Source organism: Paenibacillus sp. FSL R7-0297 (assembly GCF_038009025.1).
In the GTDB taxonomy this organism is placed as follows: domain Bacteria; phylum Bacillota; class Bacilli; order Paenibacillales; family Paenibacillaceae; genus Paenibacillus_AQ.
The window spans coordinates 4,709,449-4,728,594 of the sequence record NZ_JBBPAQ010000001.1 but is presented as its reverse complement, the minus strand read 5'-3'; the positions used below and the strand labels follow the sequence as shown (position 1 = coordinate 4,728,594).

Below are 19,146 nucleotides of genomic sequence, written 5' to 3'. Positions count from 1 at the left end.
GCTGCAAATTGGTTCTTCATAACTACAGTATATAGTGTAACTATAAGGAGGAGATACAAATGAAAAAACTTTGGATTGGATTATCGGCATTGGTACTTGTTATGGGGATTGGAACCGCTGGCGCTTACGCAGCAGCAAACAATGATTATAACGACAGCGGCTTTTTTGAGAAAATGCTGCCTTTCGCAAAAGAAATGCACCCCAACCTGTCAGAGGAACAAATCAAGAAAATGCATGAAAATTGCAGTACTTCAAGCGGGACGGGAATGTCAGGAATGATGCAAAATTCTCAATATAGCAGGGGTATGATGAACTTCTAATCCGATCATGATAAGATAAGACCTCATTGATATGAGGTCTGTCTCATTTTAACAACAAAGTAGGTGATGAAGTTCGTGAAAATTTTAGTGGTGGATGATGAAGAAAATATTTTGCAGGTTATTAAGGCTTATTTGGAAAAGAATAAATATATTGTGTACGAAGCTGATACAGGAAGAGGCGCGATTCATCTTTTTGAAACCTTAAAGCCCGATCTGATCGTGCTGGATTTGATGCTTCCAGACATGACTGGAGAGGAAGTATGCAGAATGGTACGCAAATCATCGAACGTCCCGATCCTCATGCTGACTGCAAAAAGCAGTGAGGATGATATGGTGAATGGGCTCATGATTGGAGCCGATGATTATATTACTAAACCATTCAGCCCAAGAGAGCTGCTCGCTCGGGTGATTAGTCTATTAAGAAGAACCATTCAGCCTCAATTGGGGAATATGTCACTGCTGTCTTATGCCCAAGGCGATTTAACTATGGATTTGGAACGTTATGAGGTGAGAATTCACGAGGAGCCAGTATCTTTTACCCTTATGGAGTTCAAGCTACTTGAAATTTTAGCGAAGCATCCGAAGAGAGTGTTCTCACGCCTTGAACTTGTTAACCTTACTCAGGGTGATACCTATGAAGGATTCGAGCGGACCATCGATGTTCATATTAAGAATATTAGACAAAAAATTGGCGATGATCCTAAACACCCTGTTTTTATTGGCACTGTATTTGGAGTGGGGTATAAATTCTTGGTGAGTCAAGATGTCTAATAGAGGCGGATTGAGCAGAAAGCTTCTTATTTCCCATGTCGGTGTGGCCCTTGCTGCGCTTCTATCTATTGTCTTACTTGTGAACTTGGTAATGAATATCTCGTTTAACCAATATCAGAAGAACCAGCAGCAGACAGAAATACAAAGTTTACTGGACGATTTAGAAGACGCTTATAATGTGTCTACCGGCGACTGGAATACAAACGTTTGGATGACCATTTCGCACCAAGCGATGATTAGTGATTATATGGTTCGTGTTTATGATCAAGACCGTCGCTTAATTTGGGATACTAGTCAAATGGGCAGGCAGATACAAGTGAATTCCCAGTTTGCGCAAGATACCATTATAAAAAAAATCGTAAAAGGAAATCAGCAGGTAGGAACATTGGAATTTCTACCAGTGAAAGAAACGTCGCAAAGTCTGAATCAGCAATTTCTGAGAATGTTTTATACCTTATTATGGGCCGCAATGATACTCGTAATTGTCGGGACGTATTTGTTCAGCCGGTATATGGCCAAAAGCATTAGCCAACCTCTCCTAGAGATTAAAGATATCGCTTCGAAAATGAGGGAGGGGGATCTCAGCTCCCGGGTTGAAATGTTAAATCAGAATACAGAAATTGATGACGTGGGACGTACACTCAATCATTTGGCTGATGGATTGGAGAAGCAAGAACAATTAAGGAAATCACTGACCGCTGATGTGGCACATGAGCTGCGAACACCCTTAACTACAATTCAAAGCCATTTGGAAGCCTTTCAGGATGGCATTTGGGAACCGACGCCGGATAAACTACAAGTGTGCCATGATCAAGTCCTGCGACTTGTCAGGCTCATCAGTGATTTGGAAAATCTGGCTGCTGTAGAGAATCCAATGGTTCAGCTTATGACGGAGATCGTCTCACTTAACGAAATCGTTGGTGAGTCTTTAAATTCGGTATCCAGCCAGTTTGGGCACGAAAGACTTTCATATGACCTGATAAATAAAAGTGACGTTTGGATCAGTGGGGACCGTTCGCGCCTCCTTCAGGTTTTTGTGAATCTGATAAGCAATGCTTTCAAATACACGAGTTCTGGAAGTGTTCATATTGAAGTGTTAAAAGAGAAAGCAGAAGGCGTCGTTATCGTTTCCGATACCGGAATGGGAATATCTAAAGATGAACTCCCCTATATCTTTGAACGTTTTTACCGCGGAGAGAAATCAAGGAACCGGAAAACTGGCGGAGCCGGAATAGGACTTGCGGTTGTTAAAGCCATAGTTGATGCTCATGCCGGTTCTATTCATGTTGAAAGTGAGATAGAAAAAGGAACTACCGTTCGTGTTCGTCTTCCATTAATTCGATGAAAGGATGAGAGAAAATGATGATGGGTTATGGCTCTGGATTCGGAATATTTGGATTAGTCGTCAATTTCTTGCTGATCGTAGGTGTAATCTATTTGGTGTTAAAATGGGTTAGGGGAGATGGGAACTCACGATTTATTGACAATACTCCAGGAAGAATCTTGGATGAACGCTTTGCAAGAGGTGAAATCACGGAGGAAGAATATTACCGGATGAAGAGCATTTTGCGGGATTGAGAGGATCACAAAGAAAGAATCTGCCACAGAAGTAGCAGATTCTTTCTTTGTGAATAATTCTTTTTAAGTCGCCTGCTAGGACTTACTTATGCTCGCATCATTGATATTTCCTTTGCGGAGGTAAGCCTCGATAGTACCGTCAGCAAGCTTCGTCTCAACTGAACAAGACTGTTGCGGGACAAATATGGGTCCCGTTCAAACATCACAATATGTGCTTCTTCATCCAATCTGCGCAAACGAGCTGCCGCTGAAGCGCCTCCTGTTACTCCACCTACGATCAATACTTTTTTATTCATATGTATTCTCCCCCTAAACATAATCTAACCGGATGGGCTAGAGCCTTTAATAATTCAGCTGCCTGAGCATAGCTTTCAAATTGTTTGTCCATTGACTGAGAAATTACCTCGATTCATCAAAACGTTATATCACTAACACTATTGACAAACGGGTTCAACACAATTATGATTTGTTCATGAAAATACCCATACGGGTATACGTATTAAATAATATCATCCAGATCAATTACTCCAAGGAGGTTCTGAAATTGCCAATGATTAAAGCAGATCAATCACTGGATTGTAAAGGATTGGCATGCCCGATGCCGATCGTGAAAACCAAGAAAGCGATGGACCAGCTTGAAGCGGGTCAGGTCATCGAAGTTCAAGCCACCGATAAGGGTTCTCTCGCCGATATTAAGGGATGGGCAAAGAATACCGGACATCAATATTTGGGAACCATTGAAGAGGATAACGTGCTCAAGCACTATCTTCGCAAAGCCAGCCCTGATGAGATTAAGGAGCAAAAAAAATATATGCAAGTTATCTCTAATGAAGAGCTTGAGAAAAAACTGGTGAGTGGTGAGAAAGTGATAGTTCTCGATGTTCGTGAACCTGCTGAATATGCATTTGATCGAGTTCCAGGCGCATTTTCCATTCCTCTCGGTGAACTGGAGAATCGTTTGAATGAACTCAGACGAGAAGATAGTATCTATGTTATTTGCCGGACTGGAGCACGTAGTGATCTGGCATGTCAACTGCTAGCTGCGAACGACTTCAGTAATGTATACAATGTTGAATCTGGCATGTCCGAATGGACAGGACCAACAGAAAAAAACTAAAACAATACTAAACATTAAATGGAGGTTTTAACTTAATGAGTACAAAAGTAGCTATTATCGCAAGTAACGGTGGTTTGTTCGATGCCTATAAAGTGTTCAATATTGCAACAGCTTCTGCGGCAACCGATGCCGAAGTAGCAATCTTCTTCACCTTCGAGGGTTTGAATTTGATTCACAAACAGGCTCATCACCAGCTGCCATTGCCGGCGGGACGGGAACATTTTGCCGAAGGATTTAAAAATGCCAACGTCCCATCCATTCCTGAACTGGTTGAAATGGCACAGGAGATGGGCGTCAAAATCATTGCCTGCCAGATGACTATGGATGTAATGAATTTACAGAAAGAAGATTTTATCGAAGGAATCGAAGTCGGAGGCGCAGTGACATTCCTGGATTTCGCGAAGGATGCCAATGTCTCATTAACATTTTAATCAAAGGAGGAACCGATACATGGAAGCTACACAAGCATTAAGTGTAATGACAGCCAGGGAACTTACAAGATTGGTTCTGGCCAAGGAAGAACTGTTTATTCTGGACGTTCGTAATGAGAGCGATTTTAATGACTGGAAAATTGAAGGGGAAATGATTGATGTCATCAATATCCCATATTTCGAACTGCTGGACGGTGTGGATCCTGCACTTGATCAAATTCCAAATGGTAAAAAGATCCTTGTCGTATGTGCCAAGGAGGGTTCATCTAAATTCGTGGCTGAGCAGATTGTCCAGGCGGGAAGAGGTAATGTGCACTATCTTGAAGGCGGAATGAAATCATGGAGTGAGCATCTGGAGCCTGTCAAGATCAGTGATTTGAAGGGTGGGGGGGCGCTCTACCAATTTGTTCGAATTGGTAAAGGATGCTTGTCTTATATGATTGTTTCAAGCGGTGAAGCGGCCGTAGTGGATACACTCCGGATGACAGAAGTCTTCGAAGAATTTGCGAAAAGCCAAGGTGCGACGATCAAGCATACCTTAGATACCCACCTTCATGCCGATCATATCTCAGGCGGCCGGAAATTGGCGGAACAGACCGGAGGCACCTATTGGTTGCCACCCAAGGATGCTGAAGAAGTGACTTTTTCGTATGAGAAATTGGAAGAAGGACACGATATTATTGTTGGAAATACAATGATTCGGATTGAGCCGGTCTATTCACCGGGTCACACCATCGGCAGCACCTCATTTATCGTAGACGAAAAATTCCTGTTGACCGGTGACATCTTGTTCATCGAATCGATCGGACGTCCTGATTTGGCCGGCAAAGCTGAAGACTGGGTCGGCGACCTTCGTGAAACGCTCTATAAGCGTTACAGAGAACTATCGCAGGACTTAATCGTTCTTCCTGCACATTTCGGAAAAGTATCCGAACTTGGGCATGGAGGAAAAGTAATGGCGAAATTGTCGGAACTCTTTGGTAAGAATCCAGGTCTGAATATTCAAGATGAAGAGGCATTCCGGAGCACTGTAACGGAAAACCTTCCACCTCAACCGAATGCCTACCAAGAAATCCGTCAAACGAACATGGGTAAAATGACACCAAGTGAAGAAGAGCAGCAAGAGATGGAAATTGGTCCAAACCGCTGTGCCGTTCACGATAAATAAAAGGAGGATTTAATAACATGCAAGTAGATCTTGTGGTCGATACAAAAGGATTAGCTTGTCCAATGCCGATCGTAAAAGCAAAAAAAGCTTTGGACAGTCTTACAACTAGTCAAATCATGGAAGTACAATCAACGGACAAAGGTTCTATCAATGACTTTCAGGCATGGGTCAAACAAACCAAACACGAGCTTATTAAATATGAAGAAGAAAATGGTATCTATAAGTTCTTTGTAAAGAAGATTTAGAAAATAAGCGAACACGCACGAGCGTGTTCGCTTATTTCAAGCCGTCATAGACAAATCTTACACCAAGAGAGCCATAGCTCTCCTCCTTATAATGACCTTTGGGACATATTTTGGTACAGCAGGCAGCATTACTATGGGCATTCAATCTATCGTTGCATACTGGACACTTATCTTCAAAAAGAGATTTCAACACACTAAACATACTTAATCACTCATTTCGCATAATTTTACTTGGTAATATTATACCCGCCTATTTCTGATTCGTATACAATTTTATTTTTTCTTCTTTACCATATACAGGGGGGTGAAATCCGATGGACATACTGCTTTTTATCGTAATGGTATTGCTCGGTCTGGTCGGTTCTTTCTTTTCGGGATTGCTTGGGATTGGTGGAGCAATTATTAATTATCCGCTGCTCTTATATGTTCCCTCCTTGCTTGGGGTAGCTCATTTCTCCGCCCATGAAGTGTCGTCGATAAGCATGTTCCAAGTTTTTTTCGCTTCGCTTGCAGGAGTTATTGCTTTTCGCCGAAAAAAAAACAATGGGGGGGTTGTTCATAAGGGTCTAGTAGCATATATGGGGAGCAGCATTCTTGTGGGCAGCCTGGCTGGAGGATATATCTCGGGGCTGCTAAATGGAGATGTGATCAACTTGATCTACGGAATCCTTGCAGTTTTAGCGTTTATACTCATGCTTATCCCGAGAAAAGGAAGCGAAGAACAGTCGGAACATTTAACATTCAATAAACTCATTGCAATAAGCGCCGCTATATTGGTAGGTATCGTTTCAGGAATCGTAGGAGCAGGCGGTGCATTTATTCTTATTCCTATTATGCTTACTATTCTCAAAATCCCCACTCGTACAACCATTGCCACCTCGCTTGCTATCGTCTTTATATCAGCAATCGGTGGTTTAATCGGTAAAATCTCGGCAGGGGGTATTCCTCTGGAACCTACAATCTATACCATAATCGGGAGTCTACTCGGAGCACCGCTTGGATCCAGGATTAGCTCCAAAATGAATGTTAATGTGTTGCGGTATGGATTAGTCGTCTTAATTGCCCTCACGGCAGTAAAGGTATGGTCTTCCATTCTATAATCATGCCTTATAAATCATAAAAAGATTTGTACTAACGATTATTCATGTTATAATACCCATAGGGGTATGAGTATTAAGTAAAATGAAATAAGAAGAAAGGTGAGGATTAATGATGGATTACAATTATTCGGATGAAATGAAAACACGCTTACGCAGAATCGAGGGGCAAGTTCGAGGTGTGCTGCGAATGATGGAAGAAGGGCAGTCGTGCAAAGAAGTTGTGGCTCAATTGTCTGCCGTACGCAATGCATCCGATAAAGCCATTGCCCAAATCGTCGCAGAGAATCTGCATCAATGTATTTTAGCTGAACAAGCTGAGGGTAACCAAAATACCGAGAAACTAGTCAAGGAAGCCATCGCACTTCTAGTAAAAAGTCATTAACGGATAACTCTAACTTTAAGAATAAAAAAATAAAGGAGCCATTCCTGTAATGAATTAATTTGAGGTTTGAATGAAAAAAGCGCCAACTGTATACTGGGAAACGTTCCGCCAAAGAACAATTCCAGCACAGGAGGCACTCAACATGAAGTATAAACAATCGAAGAAGCAGAATCAACGGATTACACGAATTTCCGACAAGACCCTTGTCGTAGGCGCAGACATTGCGAAAGAAACCCATGTGGCTCGCGCTATCGACTACCGGGGGATTGAACTCGGAAAGGATTGTGTGTTCTCAAATACCCGTACCGGACTGGAGCAACTGGTTCAGTGGATGAAGGAGCTTCAGCGGGAGCATGCCAAGAGCGACGTCCTCTTTGGCATTGAGCCTACCGGACACTATTGGTTTAACCTGGCCGAGTATTTGGGACAGCACGGCATTCCTTTGGTCATTGTCAATCCGCATCATGTACACAAAAGCAAAGAACTGGAAGATAACTCACCCACGAAAAACGACTATAAAGACGCTAAAGTCATTGCCGATTTAGTGCGGAATGGGAAATACAGCGAACCTAAATTGCCAACGCGTATCTACGCAGATCTGCGAATTCTCATGAATCTTCGGGAGAAGATCATGGTGAACCTCGGGCAGGTGCAAAGGCGGGTGCAGAACTGGCAGGATCGCTTTTTCCCGGAATACACTGAGGTGTTTAAAGACTGGGAAGGAAAAGCCTCGCTTATTACTCTAGACGAGTTTCCGACGCCGGGTGAGATCGTAGGACTCGGTGCAGAAGCCATCGCTCAGCGGTGGAAGAAAGACGTGAAACGAGCGGTGGGAACGAAGCGAGCCCAATTGCTGGTCGAAACGGCGAGAGGCTCTATCGGTCTGACCGAAGGTCTTCCTGCAGCAAAGATCGAGATTAAAACACTTCTGGAGCAGTATGACATGTTCGCCAGACAGCTTGAAGAGATTCTGTCCGAAGTAGAACGTCTACTAGGGCAAATTCCAGGCACGAAAGAGATGCTTACCGTGCCCGGTGTGGCTGTAGTGACGTTAGCGGGATTCCTGGCGGAAGTGGGCGATCTGAGTGGTTACGAGCATGGACAGCAGATTATTCGGCTGGCCGGACTGAATCTCAAAGAGAATAGTTCGGGAAAGAAAAAGGGCAAGTCCAGTATTACCAAACGTGGACGTGCAAAGCTGAGGGCCCTGCTGTTCCGGGCGGTCATGCCCATGGTAGCAAAGAACGCCGAATTCAAGGCACTGCACCAGTATTTTACGACACGAAGTCAGAATCCACTGAAGAAAAAGCAATCCCTTGTGGCGTTGTGCGGGAAACTTATTCGCGTGCTTCATACGCTCGGGACGAAGCACATTCCATACGATGCAAACAGCGTGTTAGGGCCGGTCCGTCAGGCCCAGCTACAGATGGCAGCCTAAGAAAAACCAAACTCATTTTGCTCATTGAAGTAGGTTTCACCAAAGACAAAAGAAGCACGGAGCAGCCGCAGGAACTAATTCCATAAGGGCAACGACCCTGTAAAGGAGCAAGAAACGGCGTCCACCTCTTGAGAGGCAGAACGAAGGAATGTAAGGGCAAAGACCCCGCGTGACATGGGAGGGTAAGCCGTCAAGAGACAGGTGTGGATATCCAAAGTGCGATCACAGGAACGATCCATGGGCTGGGGACAATCCCCCCAACCTCTATTCCCGCCACCGGCTCTGCAAGAAAATAATGTCATCCTTACATGACTTCTCCAACTCTCAACCTGTCCATGGCTGAAAACCTAAGAACGAGTGAGCAAACAAGAGAAAATATTAATTTATAGTGGGAGAGATTAACATGGCTTTCAAAATTTCAAAAGAAATCGCACCCCAAAAGGTAGCAGCACAGCTCAAGAAAGGGGAGTCTCTTAATATGCTCGATGTTCGCGAACCCGCACAAGAAACCATTGTCATCTGTCGAAGCGGAAGCCGGAGCGGTCTGGCTTGCGAACTGCTGACTGAAAAAGGATTTAATGTTGTGAACATGACCGGTGGGCTTAAGGCCTGGACGGATGAATTGGTTCGTAATTAACGCCTTACAAGTCGGTTATGCAGTAGCCGGGGCAATAACCAGTAGCTGCAACGCTATTGAAAGGACTGGATCAACATGATAATACTTTTGTACTTTTTGACTGGAGCAGTGGTTTTATGGGGCGCGCGCCAGTTGTGGCCCGTTCGCTCACTCTCCTATATGAATGCTCACGACTGGGTCCAAGAAAAGGATAACTTAAACTTGAAAATGCTCGATGTCAGGGATGCTTCGGATTATTTAGAAGGACATATTTCCGGCTCGATAAATATATCTTTGGGGCGTCTTCCTTATGTATGGCAACACGATCTATTTCCTGATGATAAGGTACTAATTCTGTCCAAGAATTGGTACCAAAGCAATAAAGCAGCAAGAATCCTCCGTAAGTATGGATTCCACAGTTTGTTCACAATGCAAGGTAACGTTTGGTCGGCACTATCATGTTTCCATAAAAAACCAGCAAAAGAAGGAGGATATTGTGGACACAGGTTCAATCATTAACATTGCATGTACTGGAGCCGGAGAGTATAAGACCGTAGTGGGATGCGAAGCAAGAATGCGGCAAGAATTCTGCTGAAGAACGGTTATACAGGGCTTGTTCACCTGCAAGGTGGCTTGAGCGCCTGGAGCGGTAAACTGAAACGCTGATAAGGAAGTTATCCCTTTATGACCTCACTATGTTCTGATCGTATAAAAATAACAACAGGAGGATGAAGGATCATGTTCCATTATACTGTTGAAACCACCAAGTCTCATCGGGCTAATAGATAATGACAAGTTAATATCTATCGCGTCCGATATCGAGAAGCGCCTTATCTCATGTGTAGTTAAAAGTCAGTAATATGATTTCTATTTTGTTATAATGCTCTGATTGAATGGAGTGGATTTCATATTAACTACTGTCCAGTACCCGTCGGTACTGGGCTTGTTTTATTTGGATGAGCTTAACGGATGGTTACCACATGTAAGCTGCTCGAAAGCGGGCGGTAATTGCATGCTGCGCATATATTGCTTGGATGGATGCCCTGATAGACTTGGTGTCAAAACATCCATCAGAGAAATTAGTACTTATGTACAAAATACGGGTTTTGTGAAGTAGTACCAAGTAAATAAATAAGACCAGCCTAATTCAAGCTGTTTCAATCCGTTTTTGCATCTGATTTGGCTCATTGTACTTATGTACTTTTAATGCTGATTTAATCCTCTTTCTCTTTACTTTACATAGATCATTTTGTAAATCGTTTTTTCTTTTATCGGCACAACACTTTTCATTTAGCTAGTACCGTCATTCAAATATTGTTAATGTTTATGACGGTCTTAATTAGGCTGTGCTTGATGATTATTAACTCGACCGCCTGAATCATCCCGTGAATCCCAGGTTATTCCTAATTCAGTCTTAATTATAATCCTGAATCTCAGTATCATAATTCGAGCTGATTTATTTAACTCTTCTCATATAGTTCTAAGTTAGTCCTGTTGCTAATCATTAGCCGTTTGTTACAATTTTCAATAAAATCCCCACCCCTGCCCTCATACTAATTAATTAACATATTATGTTATTTATATATCTACGCTATTTCAGAATTATTTATAGAATTCATCAGTCCACCCACAATACAAGATCCCTCAGCCAATGAGAAGGCGTTGCCATCTGATTTTCCAGAAAAATATTGTCAAATCCTTAATAATCATGTCATTATAAGTAGGTTCGTATTATAAATAACATTAAAGGGAGTGTGTTTTTGAGTCGGTTTAATCTAGTTCTCATCTTTGTTTTATCCATCATGATAGCTTTTCTCCTGGGAATCTATGTGGCCCCTAGCATTGACCCCCGTCTGAGCGGGCAGACCGTGGCAAGCAGTCCCATTGCGGCAGAAAACCCGCCGATCCCTACTGAGAGCCCCTCTGCTGCTGCAGTAGACGTCGCACCTGCACCTTCTCCATCCCTGGAACCCGTTGTCTTGGAAGATATGCCTTCGGACAATGATACGGGTACCATCAGTGATGACTCTGTCGGCTATGACGCTGAGGAGCTACCGGCAGACGTCCCATCCGGAGAAGGCATTGGAGAGCCCATTGATTTCAAGTACAGCATGAACTCAGCCGATGCTGTTAAGCTTACCTGGGAAGCCTACAACCTAACCGGAAAGACAATCAATTATTATACAGCTCATATCAGCACGTATAATCCGGTGGGCGATCCTTCGTATGATCAGTTGAGCGGTGAAAGCAACTTTCTTGTTAAATACGTGGGGCCGGTTGAGCCTGATGAAACTTTATTTATTTATAGTGACTTTACATACCAGAATACACTGGACCGGATTATCATTGACCAGCTTACTCTTCAATATGATGACGGTACTATAGAAACCTTCGACTATGGTTACGAAACCACCGAAGAACGCGGCTTTTAATCGGAAGATTCAATTGGAGCGCAACGTCAATGGGTTCTATCCGATTTCTTTTAGGTTCGTCCAGAAGCCTGGAGGGATTTTGATTCGATCTGTAAAATGAGCGTTTTATGGCAACCAATTTCAAGAGACAATATCCAATTGCAAAAGGTCCACGGAGCCCGTGGACCTTTTCTTCTTCTGATTATCGACTAGCCGTCGAGCAGCGTCATCTGTTCTTTCATATAACGCATGCCGTGAACGACATTCTTGGGGCTGACCTGATCGATTCGTTCGAGGTCCTCCTTCATGAGAAGGATATCAGCCGCGGCCGCATTTTCCTCCAGGTACTTAATACGTTTCGTACCCGGGATAGGCAGCGCCCCGTTGGCAATCGTCCAGGCAATGGCCAATTGGGATGGTGTACAATTCTGCTCCATCGCGATCTCCTTAATCTTGTCGACAACCTCAATGTTCTTCCGGAAGTTATCTCCTTGGAACCGCGGCATCCATCTGCGAAGATCATCGGCGGGCAGATCCTCGAAAGTGCGAAGCTCGCCGGAGATAAAGCCCCTGCTTAGTGGACTGTAGGCCACATGGGTAATCCCCAGCTCTCTTACGGTAGGGAGTATCTCCTCTTCGATGTCACGGCTCCAGAGCGAATACTCACTCTCTAGCACGGAGATCGGATACACGGCATGAGCGCGGCGAATGGTGGGAGCGGAAGCCTCGGACAGGCCGAGCGCCCGAACTTTGCCTGCCTTGACCAAGTCTGCCATCGCTCCGACCGTCTCCTCTATGGGGATTTGCGGATCGACGCGGTGTTGGTAGTATAGATCGATGTAATCCGTATTTAAACGGCGAAGGCTATCCTCCACTACCTTCTTGACGTAATCAGGATGGCCGCTGATGCTCTCATAATTTGGGGTGTACGAGAATTTGGTGGCGATAATGGCTTGCTCGCGGCGCCCTTGAAGAGCACGGCCAAGCAGCTTTTCGTTATGCCCGTTCCCGTACACGTCCGCGGTATCGAACATCGTGACGCCTATGTCCAAAGCGCGATGGATCGTTTGGATCGACTGTTCGTCGTTAGTCTCCCCGTAAATGCCTGGAGACATTCCCATAATTCCCAGTCCGATCGAAGAGACGAGGATATTGCTATTGCCCAAAATTCTTTGCTGCATTTGTTAATCCCTCATTCTATGTTTGTTGTCGCTCTGACTCCTCCATCTTGATTAACAACTGGCTCTCGGAAGGGATTCTCCCTTTCTCGATATCTTCGTATATCGACAGTTTGTTATTGACGGCGTCGAGCGCTTCGGCTAATTCGTTCTGGCGGCGAAATAAATCTTCCTTGTACTGGTTCAAGATCGCTTTGCGCTGTGGAATCGTGGAATCACCACCCAGCGCAAGATCCACCATCTCCTTCAGTAACGACAGCTTCATCCCTGTCGCCCGGAAACATGTCATCAGCCGGATCCAATCTAGGTGGTCTTGTTCGAACAGTCGATTCCCGTTCTTATCTCTCTTAATGTAAGGGAGCAATCCCTCCTTCTCGTAAAAACGAATCGTATGAGCTGGGCAACCAAGCCGCTCTGAAGCTTCTTTGATCGTAAATGCCATTGGCCTGATCGCTCCTTGTCGGTTATTTTCAGGGCAGAATCAGCTGGTTCTTCCTCATCCTAAACCTTAAAGTACACTTTAAGGCAAGCGCTATTTTAGGAGAATAAACTGCCGATTGATTGTTATATTCTTATGTTTCGGGATTTTCCTTCACAGGATTAAGTATCCCGTAATAAACAATATCCTCATATGAATCGTTCTTGTAAATATGATCTTTCAATGTGCCTTCATAGCTCATTCCGCACTTTTCCATGATTTTACCGGATGCCGGATTAGATGCGAAATGACGTGCGTATACCCGGTGGTAGTTCTTTTCGGTGAAAACAAATTCAATAACTGCTCGGGCTGATTCGGTTCCATAACCTTGACCCCAATGGGCTTCCCCTATCCAATAAGCGATCTCACCGTTATGATATGGCTGATGGTTGGAAATGCCGACTGCTCCATACAATTTGCCTGTGTTCCTATCTGTGATTGCGAATTCATACATCCGGCCTTGGTCAAAATTCTGCTCATGATTGGCCATCCAGGACACAGCGCATTCTAGTGGATACGGATACGGCAAGGTCAATGTACTCCGGTAGATATTGTAATTGTTACAATAGTCTCTAACTTCCTCCGCATCCACTGGCTTAAATAGGCGCAGAAGTAATCTGTCCGTTTCAAGGGTCCGGTCTGTACGGTTATATTTCATCTGACTTCTCCTACTCTCTATATCATAAAATGAACAGCTATGAAATTCTTGTATATTGGAATCCCTCAATCTACATAACTATTCTCAAAAATATCCATAAAAGCGGTCACCCGTTGCGATTGCGCTATTGCATCCGCATCTTCCGTCTCCGTCAATTGCCATCCGTATGTACCATACTGCTGATAGTTCTCCATAGACAAAGGACGCAGCTCAAACTCTTTACGGATAGCTTCAATACCTGCAGCATAATCAATCTTCATCCGGGCGAACGCCTGTTCCGGGTCCTTAAAAACTGCATACCCTTTGCGGTCTGCCCCAATGTGATATGCCGGATCATCTCCCCACTGCGTAATGTCTACAGAGCCTTTGATTCCAGGAGCACCAATCACATACTCTCTAACATACTTATTCATGTTACCGGACTGAGAATGGTTCGAATACACCCACAGTGCAGCCAATATCACGAATGACAGCAAAGCCAAACAGCCAATAACCTTAGATTTGTTCATAGATTTCATGAGGCTTATCCTTCCCTTAGATGGATGCAACAAAAAAGCGGATGCACCAGGACCGTGAATTCAGCCTTTGATTGCCGCTTTTGGGAGAAACGAATCAAAAGATCCATATCATTTAAACAGGCCAAGAATCAGAGACGATTCCCAGCCTGCCTTTTTGCCAGCTATACTATAATACTATACCTTATGCCGCACGGGTCAGCTTACGGACAACCTCCTGGCTGTACTTGCGCTTGGTGATGAAGTAAAAGCTGAGCTGGAATACGAAATAGATCGCGACCACAATCGTTGTATTCTTCATGAATTCCCCAATGATGTCGGACCCGCTCATGACGTGGGTGATCAGATAGATGAAGCAGTAGCCGAAGATGCTGCCCAGCAGCAGCGGAACAAAGAAGGTGATGAGCAGCTCTGCCGATACTACCGACCTTATCTCCTTATCACTGATGCCAATCTTATACAGCTTGCGAAAAAAGACGGTGGCGTTCCCGATTTCGGTATATTGCTTGAAATATAGCACCATTCCGCCTGCTACAAAGAACAGTACGCCGATCAGCGAGGTGACGAACACGAAGAGTGAATAGTTCTTCTTCAGCTCCTTGTAGGCATCCACTTTGGAGGCTACCGCAAACATTTGCCCGCTTCCATCCTTATCCGTAGCATTCAGCGTATCCTTGAGCTTCTGGACAACCCCTTCTGTCCCTTTCCAGGCTGTAAAATCAATTCCGTAGTGGGTACCTATTGCATTCGGGCTTACCTTAGACTCCATATTCTTGTAATCCTCATTGCTTACTACGATCCCTGAGCTAGTTGGATAAGAGCTCGCTGTGGCAAACCAATCCCCGTGATAGGATGATTTCACCTTGTAATTGAAGGTTTGCGTGCCATCCGTGAATTGAATGGCCTCCCCTTCGCCAATGCCATGGGTGCCCGGCTCCCAGGCTGTAACAATATTAAGAACTTCTCCGGCGCCGACCGTTACCTTCTCCCCGGTCAGAGAGTTGTACATGTCCTGCGACACAATCGGCTTCGTCTTCAGGACATCGTATTTATCTCCTTCCAGATTCATTTTGAGGTTCAGGAAGCTGGTTTCCTGGATCGACTTCAGCGGCTCGGAGGACTGCTTCAGCACCTGCTCTAATTGTCCGCTCTCCAGCACATGCACGCCGGCTACCGAGATATACTCGATATCATACTTATTTCGTTCCGCGATGCTCTCCGACAACTGCAGCAGCGAGAATGGCGAAGCAACGAGAAAGATAGTCATCCCGCTGAGAATGCTCAGAATGAACATAATCCGCTTGTTCTGGTTGAATTTGTGATTGATTTCGGTGATGGACAGGATATGCCGGTAATAGAATTTCTTATTCTTCAGGAAGCTGATCAATGTGTTCCCAAGATGGGAGATGACCATGTAGATCCCGATGAAGCTAAGCAGGATATAGGTAATGATCATGAAGGGATTCGTATTCAGACTTTCGTGATTGGAGATGACCACCAGGAAGATGATCGAGGCCACAACCAGCCCCACTCCCACCAGCCCAAGCCGGGTGTCACTTTTCTTCGCCTGGTTATCCTGCTTGCGGGAATCCTTCATCAGGTCTGCGATGTCCAGTTTACCGACCTTAACACTTGAAATCATCTGTGAGGCGGCAAAAATCACGGTAAATACAACCGCAGTAACGATGAAGCTCGCCGCGCTGAGTGAGTAGGACACCCCTTGCAGATCCAGCAGATCAATCGCCACATTCTGGAACAGCCGTGAAAAGATCGCGCCCGTGATAATCCCGGCAATGAGCGAGGATACACTGATAATCAGATTCTCCAGCAGGATAATCTTCTGCAGATCGTTCTTGTGCATCCCAAGCGACATAAAGATGGCGAATTCCTTGCTTCTCGACTTGATGAACGAGGAATGCGCATAGTTGATGAAGAACACCGAGAACAGGGTCAGTGCAGCCAGACTCAGCATCAGCACAATCTGGATCACATCCTCTGTCGCCCCTTCCCGGATGCTGTTATTGAACAGCAAGGCGGCATAGAGGAAAAAGATCGTAATCGCAAAGGCGCTGCAAATGAAATAGGAGAAGAAATTCCGCACATTGCGTTTGAAGTTCTTAATCGTGACATCTCTAAAGGTCATTTCGTTCCCCTCCGATGATCGCCAGGCAGTCGAGGATTTGATCAAAAAACTCCTTGCGGACCCCGCTGCTGACAATCTCCATGCTGATGGCACCGTCCTTGATGAAGATGATCTTTTTGCAGAAGCTCGCGGCGAAAGCGTCATGCGTCACCATCAGGATAGTGCTCTCACGTTCCTGGTTCATCTTCTCGATACATTTCATCACTGCATTGGAGGACTTGGAATCCAGGTTGCCTGTAGGCTCATCGGCGAAAATAATATCCGGATCATTCACAAGCGCCCGGCTGACCGCCACCCGCTGCTGCTGGCCGCCCGATATGTTGTAGGGATATTTGCCGGCAATTTCTTCAATGCCCAGCAGCTTCATAATCTCTTCACTTTTGGCTTCCATTTGCGCTTGGTCCCGCTTATCAAGGATCATGGGCAGCATGACGTTCTCCTTCAGTGTCAGACTGTCCATCAGATTGAATTCCTGGAAGACAAAGCCGAGATGCTGTCTGCGGAAGAGCGCCATTTCATTCTTATCCAAGGAGGTGATATTCTTGCCCCCGATGTAAACCTCGCCGTAGCTCGGCTTACCGATGCCGCTCAGGATATTCAGCAATGTGGTTTTGCCGCTGCCTGAGGGGCCCATGATGCCGATAAATTCCCCCTTCTCTACGTTAAAGCTGACGGAATCCAGTGCCACTGTGGAATTCTCACCGTTCTGCACACCATAAACTTTCTTAACCTCTTTGACTTCCAGTACTACGCTCACAGTTTCATCTCCCGTTTGTCGTATATTTATCCTCAATTACAACTTATAACTTCATTGTAGTAGACACTGGATTCCATATCCATCCATTTACATTACGTTATCTTTCATTTTTGAAAGGTAAGAAATCTGCACCTCTGTACCTTGATTGACTTCCGAGGTAATCGTGAGGCGGTGGCCCAGCTTCCGGGCAATTTCTGAGCAGACATAGAGGCCGATGCCTGTCGCCTGGTGATGGGTACGTCCGTTTTTTCCGGTGAAAAAGGGCTGGAAGACCCGCTGCAAATCGACGGGCTCAATGCCGATCCCCTCATCCCGGATGGATAACACCACCTTGTCGCCACGCTGCTCAATGTGGAAGTGGATGGATTTCGCCACTTCGCCCGAGTCAGAGTATTTAATTGCATTGGAGATGATCTGATCCAGCATCGCGGTATTCCATTTGCTGTCCGTCATGACCGTGATGCGCTCGTCCTTACATTCGATGACCGGGTAGACATTATTATAGATATATTGATTCCGCTTGCTGTTAATCAGGCTTCTGAGTGATTCCAGCAGGTTGATAGGCTCCGGATTATAGTCCCGGGTGAAATGCTCCAGGCGGAAGAACTTCAGCATCTGGTTCAGCATGCTAAGGAGCTTATCCTTCTCTTCTTCCACATGCTGCAGAGCCAGGGCATGGCCCGTTGGATTCAGCTTGTAGTTCTGCAGAATGAGGTCGATGACTGACAAGGGCGTTTTGAGATTATGTATCCACTGCGAGATGAACTTATGGGTGTTGTCGGCCTGGGCTTTGACCTCGTAGATCTGGTCCTGATAGCTATGGTGTATCCGGTGAATGAGCTGAATGACGGCTTGCTGCTCGTACGAAAAGCCCTTTTCCTCAATCTCGATATTCTCGGATAACCGCTGTATTTCCCGGTGGGTGGAGACGTATTTGATCAAACGGAAGCACATAAATATGATAAATACGTAAAAATAGATGCTAAGCAGGTACATGAGCTGGATATTGCTGCTGATAAAGAAATTACAGTATACGCTCACCAGGATATGACTTAAAAAATAGACAAGGGTAAACGCCAGATGATCGCGCATGAACCCCCGAAACAGCTTAATGCTCACTGGCGGGTCCCTCCGATCATAGCCGAATCAAAAATGTAACCCACGCCTCTTTTGACTTTGATTACATCCTGAAAGCCGAGACTGGCCAGCTTGCTTTTGACCCGGGTGACATTGACCGTCAGCGTATTATCCACGACGAAATGCACATCATCCCACAGCTCTCCCAGCAGTTCTTCCCTGGTGACAATGGTATCCTTATTCTCCATCAGCTTCTTCAGCAGCTTGTATTCATTCTTGCTGAGCTCTTCAACGGCTCCCTTGCAGGAAATGCTGAAATTACGGTCATCCAGATGAATCGGCAACGGCTCTTTCTCCAGTTCCGGCTTGCCTGCATACTCCCCGTAATTCCGGCGCATGATCGCCATAATCTTAGCCAGCAGCACCTGAATATTCAGCGGCTTCACGATATAATCATCCGCTCCCAGCTCCATGCTGAGCACCTGGCTGGATTCCTCATCCCTTGCTGAGATCACAATAATCGGCACCGTTGTTTTCCTTCTGAATACCCGGCAATAATAGAACCCGTCATAATAAGGCAAATTCAGGTCAAGCAGCACAAGCTGCGGCGCTTCCTGCTCGAAGATCTTCTCCACCTGCAGGAAATCCGCAACCTCCACCACTTCATAGCTGTATTTGCGCAGGATATCGGTCATCAGGGTTCTGATTTTGATATCATCCTCGACGATCATGATCTTGAACAATTGGCTCACCTCTTAGCAGC

At 45.2% G+C, this 19,146-nt stretch carries 24 protein-coding genes; 15 read left to right on the top strand and 9 right to left on the bottom strand.

Annotated elements, in window-relative coordinates; genetic code table 11:
- The first annotated feature begins 59 nt into the window (after positions 1 to 59).
- The 4 genes from MKZ24_RS20700 to MKZ24_RS20685 all read left to right on the top strand — a co-directional run bounded on the left by MKZ24_RS20700 (position 60) and on the right by MKZ24_RS20685 (position 2,669).
- Positions 60 to 320 (top strand): hypothetical protein, encoded by a 261-nt coding sequence (locus MKZ24_RS20700; protein ID WP_042236614.1) that lies wholly within the window; start codon positions 60 to 62, stop codon positions 318 to 320.
- 66 nt (positions 321 to 386) lie between these two features.
- On the top strand, positions 387 to 1,091 hold the full coding sequence (locus MKZ24_RS20695; protein WP_042236616.1) for a response regulator transcription factor: 705 nt from the start codon (positions 387 to 389) through the stop codon (positions 1,089 to 1,091).
- Positions 1,084 to 2,436 carry a sensor histidine kinase gene (locus MKZ24_RS20690; RefSeq protein WP_340785947.1) on the top strand — a complete coding sequence of 451 codons (1,353 nt, stop codon included), beginning with the start codon at positions 1,084 to 1,086 and terminating at the stop codon, positions 2,434 to 2,436. The genes MKZ24_RS20695 and MKZ24_RS20690 overlap by 8 nt, the downstream gene beginning before the upstream one ends.
- Positions 2,437 to 2,450: 14 nt before the next feature.
- Positions 2,451 to 2,669, top strand: coding sequence for an SHOCT domain-containing protein (locus tag MKZ24_RS20685; RefSeq protein WP_052416427.1), 219 nt, complete (start codon positions 2,451 to 2,453; stop codon positions 2,667 to 2,669).
- Between the two features lie 86 nt (positions 2,670 to 2,755).
- Here the strand turns inward: MKZ24_RS20685 and MKZ24_RS20680 are convergent, their stop codons facing one another.
- Complete coding sequence (locus MKZ24_RS20680; RefSeq protein ID WP_081956545.1) at positions 2,756 to 2,965, bottom strand: hypothetical protein; 210 nt, start codon at positions 2,963 to 2,965, stop codon at positions 2,756 to 2,758.
- Between the two features lie 254 nt (positions 2,966 to 3,219).
- On the opposite strand from MKZ24_RS20680, the gene MKZ24_RS20675 reads away from it, so the two are divergent.
- The 11 genes from MKZ24_RS20675 to MKZ24_RS20630 all read left to right on the top strand — a co-directional run bounded on the left by MKZ24_RS20675 (position 3,220) and on the right by MKZ24_RS20630 (position 11,598).
- The gene (locus tag MKZ24_RS20675; protein ID WP_340790196.1) at positions 3,220 to 3,786 is read left to right on the top strand and encodes a sulfurtransferase TusA family protein; all 567 of its coding nucleotides are present in this window, start codon (positions 3,220 to 3,222) and stop codon (positions 3,784 to 3,786) included.
- A gap of 35 nt (positions 3,787 to 3,821) precedes the next feature.
- Entirely contained in the window at positions 3,822 to 4,217 is a 396-nt protein-coding gene (locus MKZ24_RS20670; RefSeq protein ID WP_042236621.1) for a DsrE/DsrF/DrsH-like family protein, read from the top strand.
- Between the two features lie 19 nt (positions 4,218 to 4,236).
- Positions 4,237 to 5,385: an MBL fold metallo-hydrolase gene (locus MKZ24_RS20665; protein WP_042236623.1), complete on the top strand. Its 1,149-nt coding sequence runs from the start codon at positions 4,237 to 4,239 to the stop codon at positions 5,383 to 5,385.
- 17 nt (positions 5,386 to 5,402) lie between these two features.
- Positions 5,403 to 5,630: a sulfurtransferase TusA family protein gene (locus tag MKZ24_RS20660; protein ID WP_042236625.1), complete on the top strand. Its 228-nt coding sequence runs from the start codon at positions 5,403 to 5,405 to the stop codon at positions 5,628 to 5,630.
- 314 nt (positions 5,631 to 5,944) lie between these two features.
- Positions 5,945 to 6,730, top strand: coding sequence for a sulfite exporter TauE/SafE family protein (locus tag MKZ24_RS20655; RefSeq protein ID WP_042236627.1), 786 nt, complete (start codon positions 5,945 to 5,947; stop codon positions 6,728 to 6,730).
- A 112-nt stretch (positions 6,731 to 6,842) separates the two neighbouring features.
- Complete coding sequence (locus tag MKZ24_RS20650) at positions 6,843 to 7,112, top strand: metal-sensitive transcriptional regulator (RefSeq protein WP_042242599.1); 270 nt, start codon at positions 6,843 to 6,845, stop codon at positions 7,110 to 7,112.
- 142 nt (positions 7,113 to 7,254) lie between these two features.
- Positions 7,255 to 8,550, top strand: a complete 1,296-nt coding sequence (locus tag MKZ24_RS20645; RefSeq protein ID WP_042234001.1) for an IS110 family transposase — start codon at positions 7,255 to 7,257, stop codon at positions 8,548 to 8,550.
- A gap of 403 nt (positions 8,551 to 8,953) precedes the next feature.
- Positions 8,954 to 9,187, top strand: coding sequence for a rhodanese-like domain-containing protein (locus tag MKZ24_RS20640; protein ID WP_042236629.1), 234 nt, complete (start codon positions 8,954 to 8,956; stop codon positions 9,185 to 9,187).
- Between the two features lie 75 nt (positions 9,188 to 9,262).
- Positions 9,263 to 9,685, top strand: a complete 423-nt coding sequence (locus MKZ24_RS33140; RefSeq protein ID WP_052416430.1) for a rhodanese-like domain-containing protein — start codon at positions 9,263 to 9,265, stop codon at positions 9,683 to 9,685.
- 42 nt (positions 9,686 to 9,727) lie between these two features.
- Positions 9,728 to 9,832, top strand: coding sequence for a rhodanese-like domain-containing protein (locus MKZ24_RS20635; protein WP_340785938.1), 105 nt, complete (start codon positions 9,728 to 9,730; stop codon positions 9,830 to 9,832).
- Positions 9,833 to 11,034: 1,202 nt separating this feature from the next.
- On the top strand, positions 11,035 to 11,598 hold the full coding sequence (locus MKZ24_RS20630) for a hypothetical protein (protein WP_340785936.1): 564 nt from the start codon (positions 11,035 to 11,037) through the stop codon (positions 11,596 to 11,598).
- Positions 11,599 to 11,786: 188 nt separating this feature from the next.
- On the opposite strand, the gene MKZ24_RS20625 is transcribed toward MKZ24_RS20630, so the two are convergent.
- The 8 genes from MKZ24_RS20625 to MKZ24_RS20590 form a co-directional block, all read right to left on the bottom strand.
- Positions 11,787 to 12,758, bottom strand: coding sequence for an aldo/keto reductase (locus MKZ24_RS20625; protein WP_042236631.1), 972 nt, complete (start codon positions 12,756 to 12,758; stop codon positions 11,787 to 11,789).
- 16 nt (positions 12,759 to 12,774) lie between these two features.
- The gene (locus tag MKZ24_RS20620; protein WP_042236632.1) at positions 12,775 to 13,197 is read right to left on the bottom strand and encodes a MerR family transcriptional regulator; all 423 of its coding nucleotides are present in this window, start codon (positions 13,195 to 13,197) and stop codon (positions 12,775 to 12,777) included.
- Positions 13,198 to 13,327: 130 nt separating this feature from the next.
- Positions 13,328 to 13,891: a GNAT family N-acetyltransferase gene (locus tag MKZ24_RS20615; protein ID WP_042236633.1), complete on the bottom strand. Its 564-nt coding sequence runs from the start codon at positions 13,889 to 13,891 to the stop codon at positions 13,328 to 13,330.
- Between the two features lie 65 nt (positions 13,892 to 13,956).
- Positions 13,957 to 14,409, bottom strand: a complete 453-nt coding sequence (locus MKZ24_RS20610; RefSeq protein WP_052416434.1) for a hypothetical protein — start codon at positions 14,407 to 14,409, stop codon at positions 13,957 to 13,959.
- A 181-nt stretch (positions 14,410 to 14,590) separates the two neighbouring features.
- Entirely contained in the window at positions 14,591 to 16,549 is a 1,959-nt protein-coding gene (locus tag MKZ24_RS20605; RefSeq protein ID WP_042236634.1) for an ABC transporter permease, read from the bottom strand.
- Positions 16,539 to 17,306 carry an ABC transporter ATP-binding protein gene (locus tag MKZ24_RS20600; protein WP_042236636.1) on the bottom strand — a complete coding sequence of 256 codons (768 nt, stop codon included), beginning with the start codon at positions 17,304 to 17,306 and terminating at the stop codon, positions 16,539 to 16,541. Before MKZ24_RS20600 ends, MKZ24_RS20605 begins: the two co-directional genes overlap by 11 nt.
- Positions 17,307 to 17,393: 87 nt before the next feature.
- Entirely contained in the window at positions 17,394 to 18,425 is a 1,032-nt protein-coding gene (locus tag MKZ24_RS20595) for a sensor histidine kinase (protein WP_340785929.1), read from the bottom strand.
- Positions 18,422 to 19,126 carry a response regulator transcription factor gene (locus tag MKZ24_RS20590; RefSeq protein ID WP_042236637.1) on the bottom strand — a complete coding sequence of 235 codons (705 nt, stop codon included), beginning with the start codon at positions 19,124 to 19,126 and terminating at the stop codon, positions 18,422 to 18,424. The genes MKZ24_RS20595 and MKZ24_RS20590 overlap by 4 nt, the downstream gene beginning before the upstream one ends.
- Between the last annotated feature and the right edge of the window lie 20 nt (positions 19,127 to 19,146).

Bases quoted from the DNA above. Each gene is read 5' to 3' on its own strand.
- MKZ24_RS20700 (WP_042236614.1), top strand. From the start codon at position 60: ATGAAAAAACTTTGGATTGGATTATCGGCATTGGTACTTGTTATGGGG.
- MKZ24_RS20695 (WP_042236616.1), top strand. From the start codon at position 387: ATGAAGTTCGTGAAAATTTTAGTGGTGGATGATGAAGAAAATATTTTG.
- MKZ24_RS20690 (WP_340785947.1), top strand. From the start codon at position 1,084: ATGTCTAATAGAGGCGGATTGAGCAGAAAGCTTCTTATTTCCCATGTC.
- MKZ24_RS20685 (WP_052416427.1), top strand. From the start codon at position 2,451: ATGATGATGGGTTATGGCTCTGGATTCGGAATATTTGGATTAGTCGTC.
- MKZ24_RS20680 (WP_081956545.1), bottom strand. From the start codon at position 2,965: ATGAATAAAAAAGTATTGATCGTAGGTGGAGTAACAGGAGGCGCTTCA.
- MKZ24_RS20675 (WP_340790196.1), top strand. From the start codon at position 3,220: ATGATTAAAGCAGATCAATCACTGGATTGTAAAGGATTGGCATGCCCG.
- MKZ24_RS20670 (WP_042236621.1), top strand. From the start codon at position 3,822: ATGAGTACAAAAGTAGCTATTATCGCAAGTAACGGTGGTTTGTTCGAT.
- MKZ24_RS20665 (WP_042236623.1), top strand. From the start codon at position 4,237: ATGGAAGCTACACAAGCATTAAGTGTAATGACAGCCAGGGAACTTACA.
- MKZ24_RS20660 (WP_042236625.1), top strand. From the start codon at position 5,403: ATGCAAGTAGATCTTGTGGTCGATACAAAAGGATTAGCTTGTCCAATG.
- MKZ24_RS20655 (WP_042236627.1), top strand. From the start codon at position 5,945: ATGGACATACTGCTTTTTATCGTAATGGTATTGCTCGGTCTGGTCGGT.
- MKZ24_RS20650 (WP_042242599.1), top strand. From the start codon at position 6,843: ATGGATTACAATTATTCGGATGAAATGAAAACACGCTTACGCAGAATC.
- MKZ24_RS20645 (WP_042234001.1), top strand. From the start codon at position 7,255: ATGAAGTATAAACAATCGAAGAAGCAGAATCAACGGATTACACGAATT.
- MKZ24_RS20640 (WP_042236629.1), top strand. From the start codon at position 8,954: ATGGCTTTCAAAATTTCAAAAGAAATCGCACCCCAAAAGGTAGCAGCA.
- MKZ24_RS33140 (WP_052416430.1), top strand. From the start codon at position 9,263: ATGATAATACTTTTGTACTTTTTGACTGGAGCAGTGGTTTTATGGGGC.
- MKZ24_RS20635 (WP_340785938.1), top strand. From the start codon at position 9,728: ATGCGAAGCAAGAATGCGGCAAGAATTCTGCTGAAGAACGGTTATACA.
- MKZ24_RS20625 (WP_042236631.1), bottom strand. From the start codon at position 12,758: ATGCAGCAAAGAATTTTGGGCAATAGCAATATCCTCGTCTCTTCGATC.
- MKZ24_RS20620 (WP_042236632.1), bottom strand. From the start codon at position 13,197: ATGGCATTTACGATCAAAGAAGCTTCAGAGCGGCTTGGTTGCCCAGCT.
- MKZ24_RS20615 (WP_042236633.1), bottom strand. From the start codon at position 13,891: ATGAAATATAACCGTACAGACCGGACCCTTGAAACGGACAGATTACTT.
- MKZ24_RS20610 (WP_052416434.1), bottom strand. From the start codon at position 14,409: ATGAAATCTATGAACAAATCTAAGGTTATTGGCTGTTTGGCTTTGCTG.
- MKZ24_RS20605 (WP_042236634.1), bottom strand. From the start codon at position 16,549: ATGACCTTTAGAGATGTCACGATTAAGAACTTCAAACGCAATGTGCGG.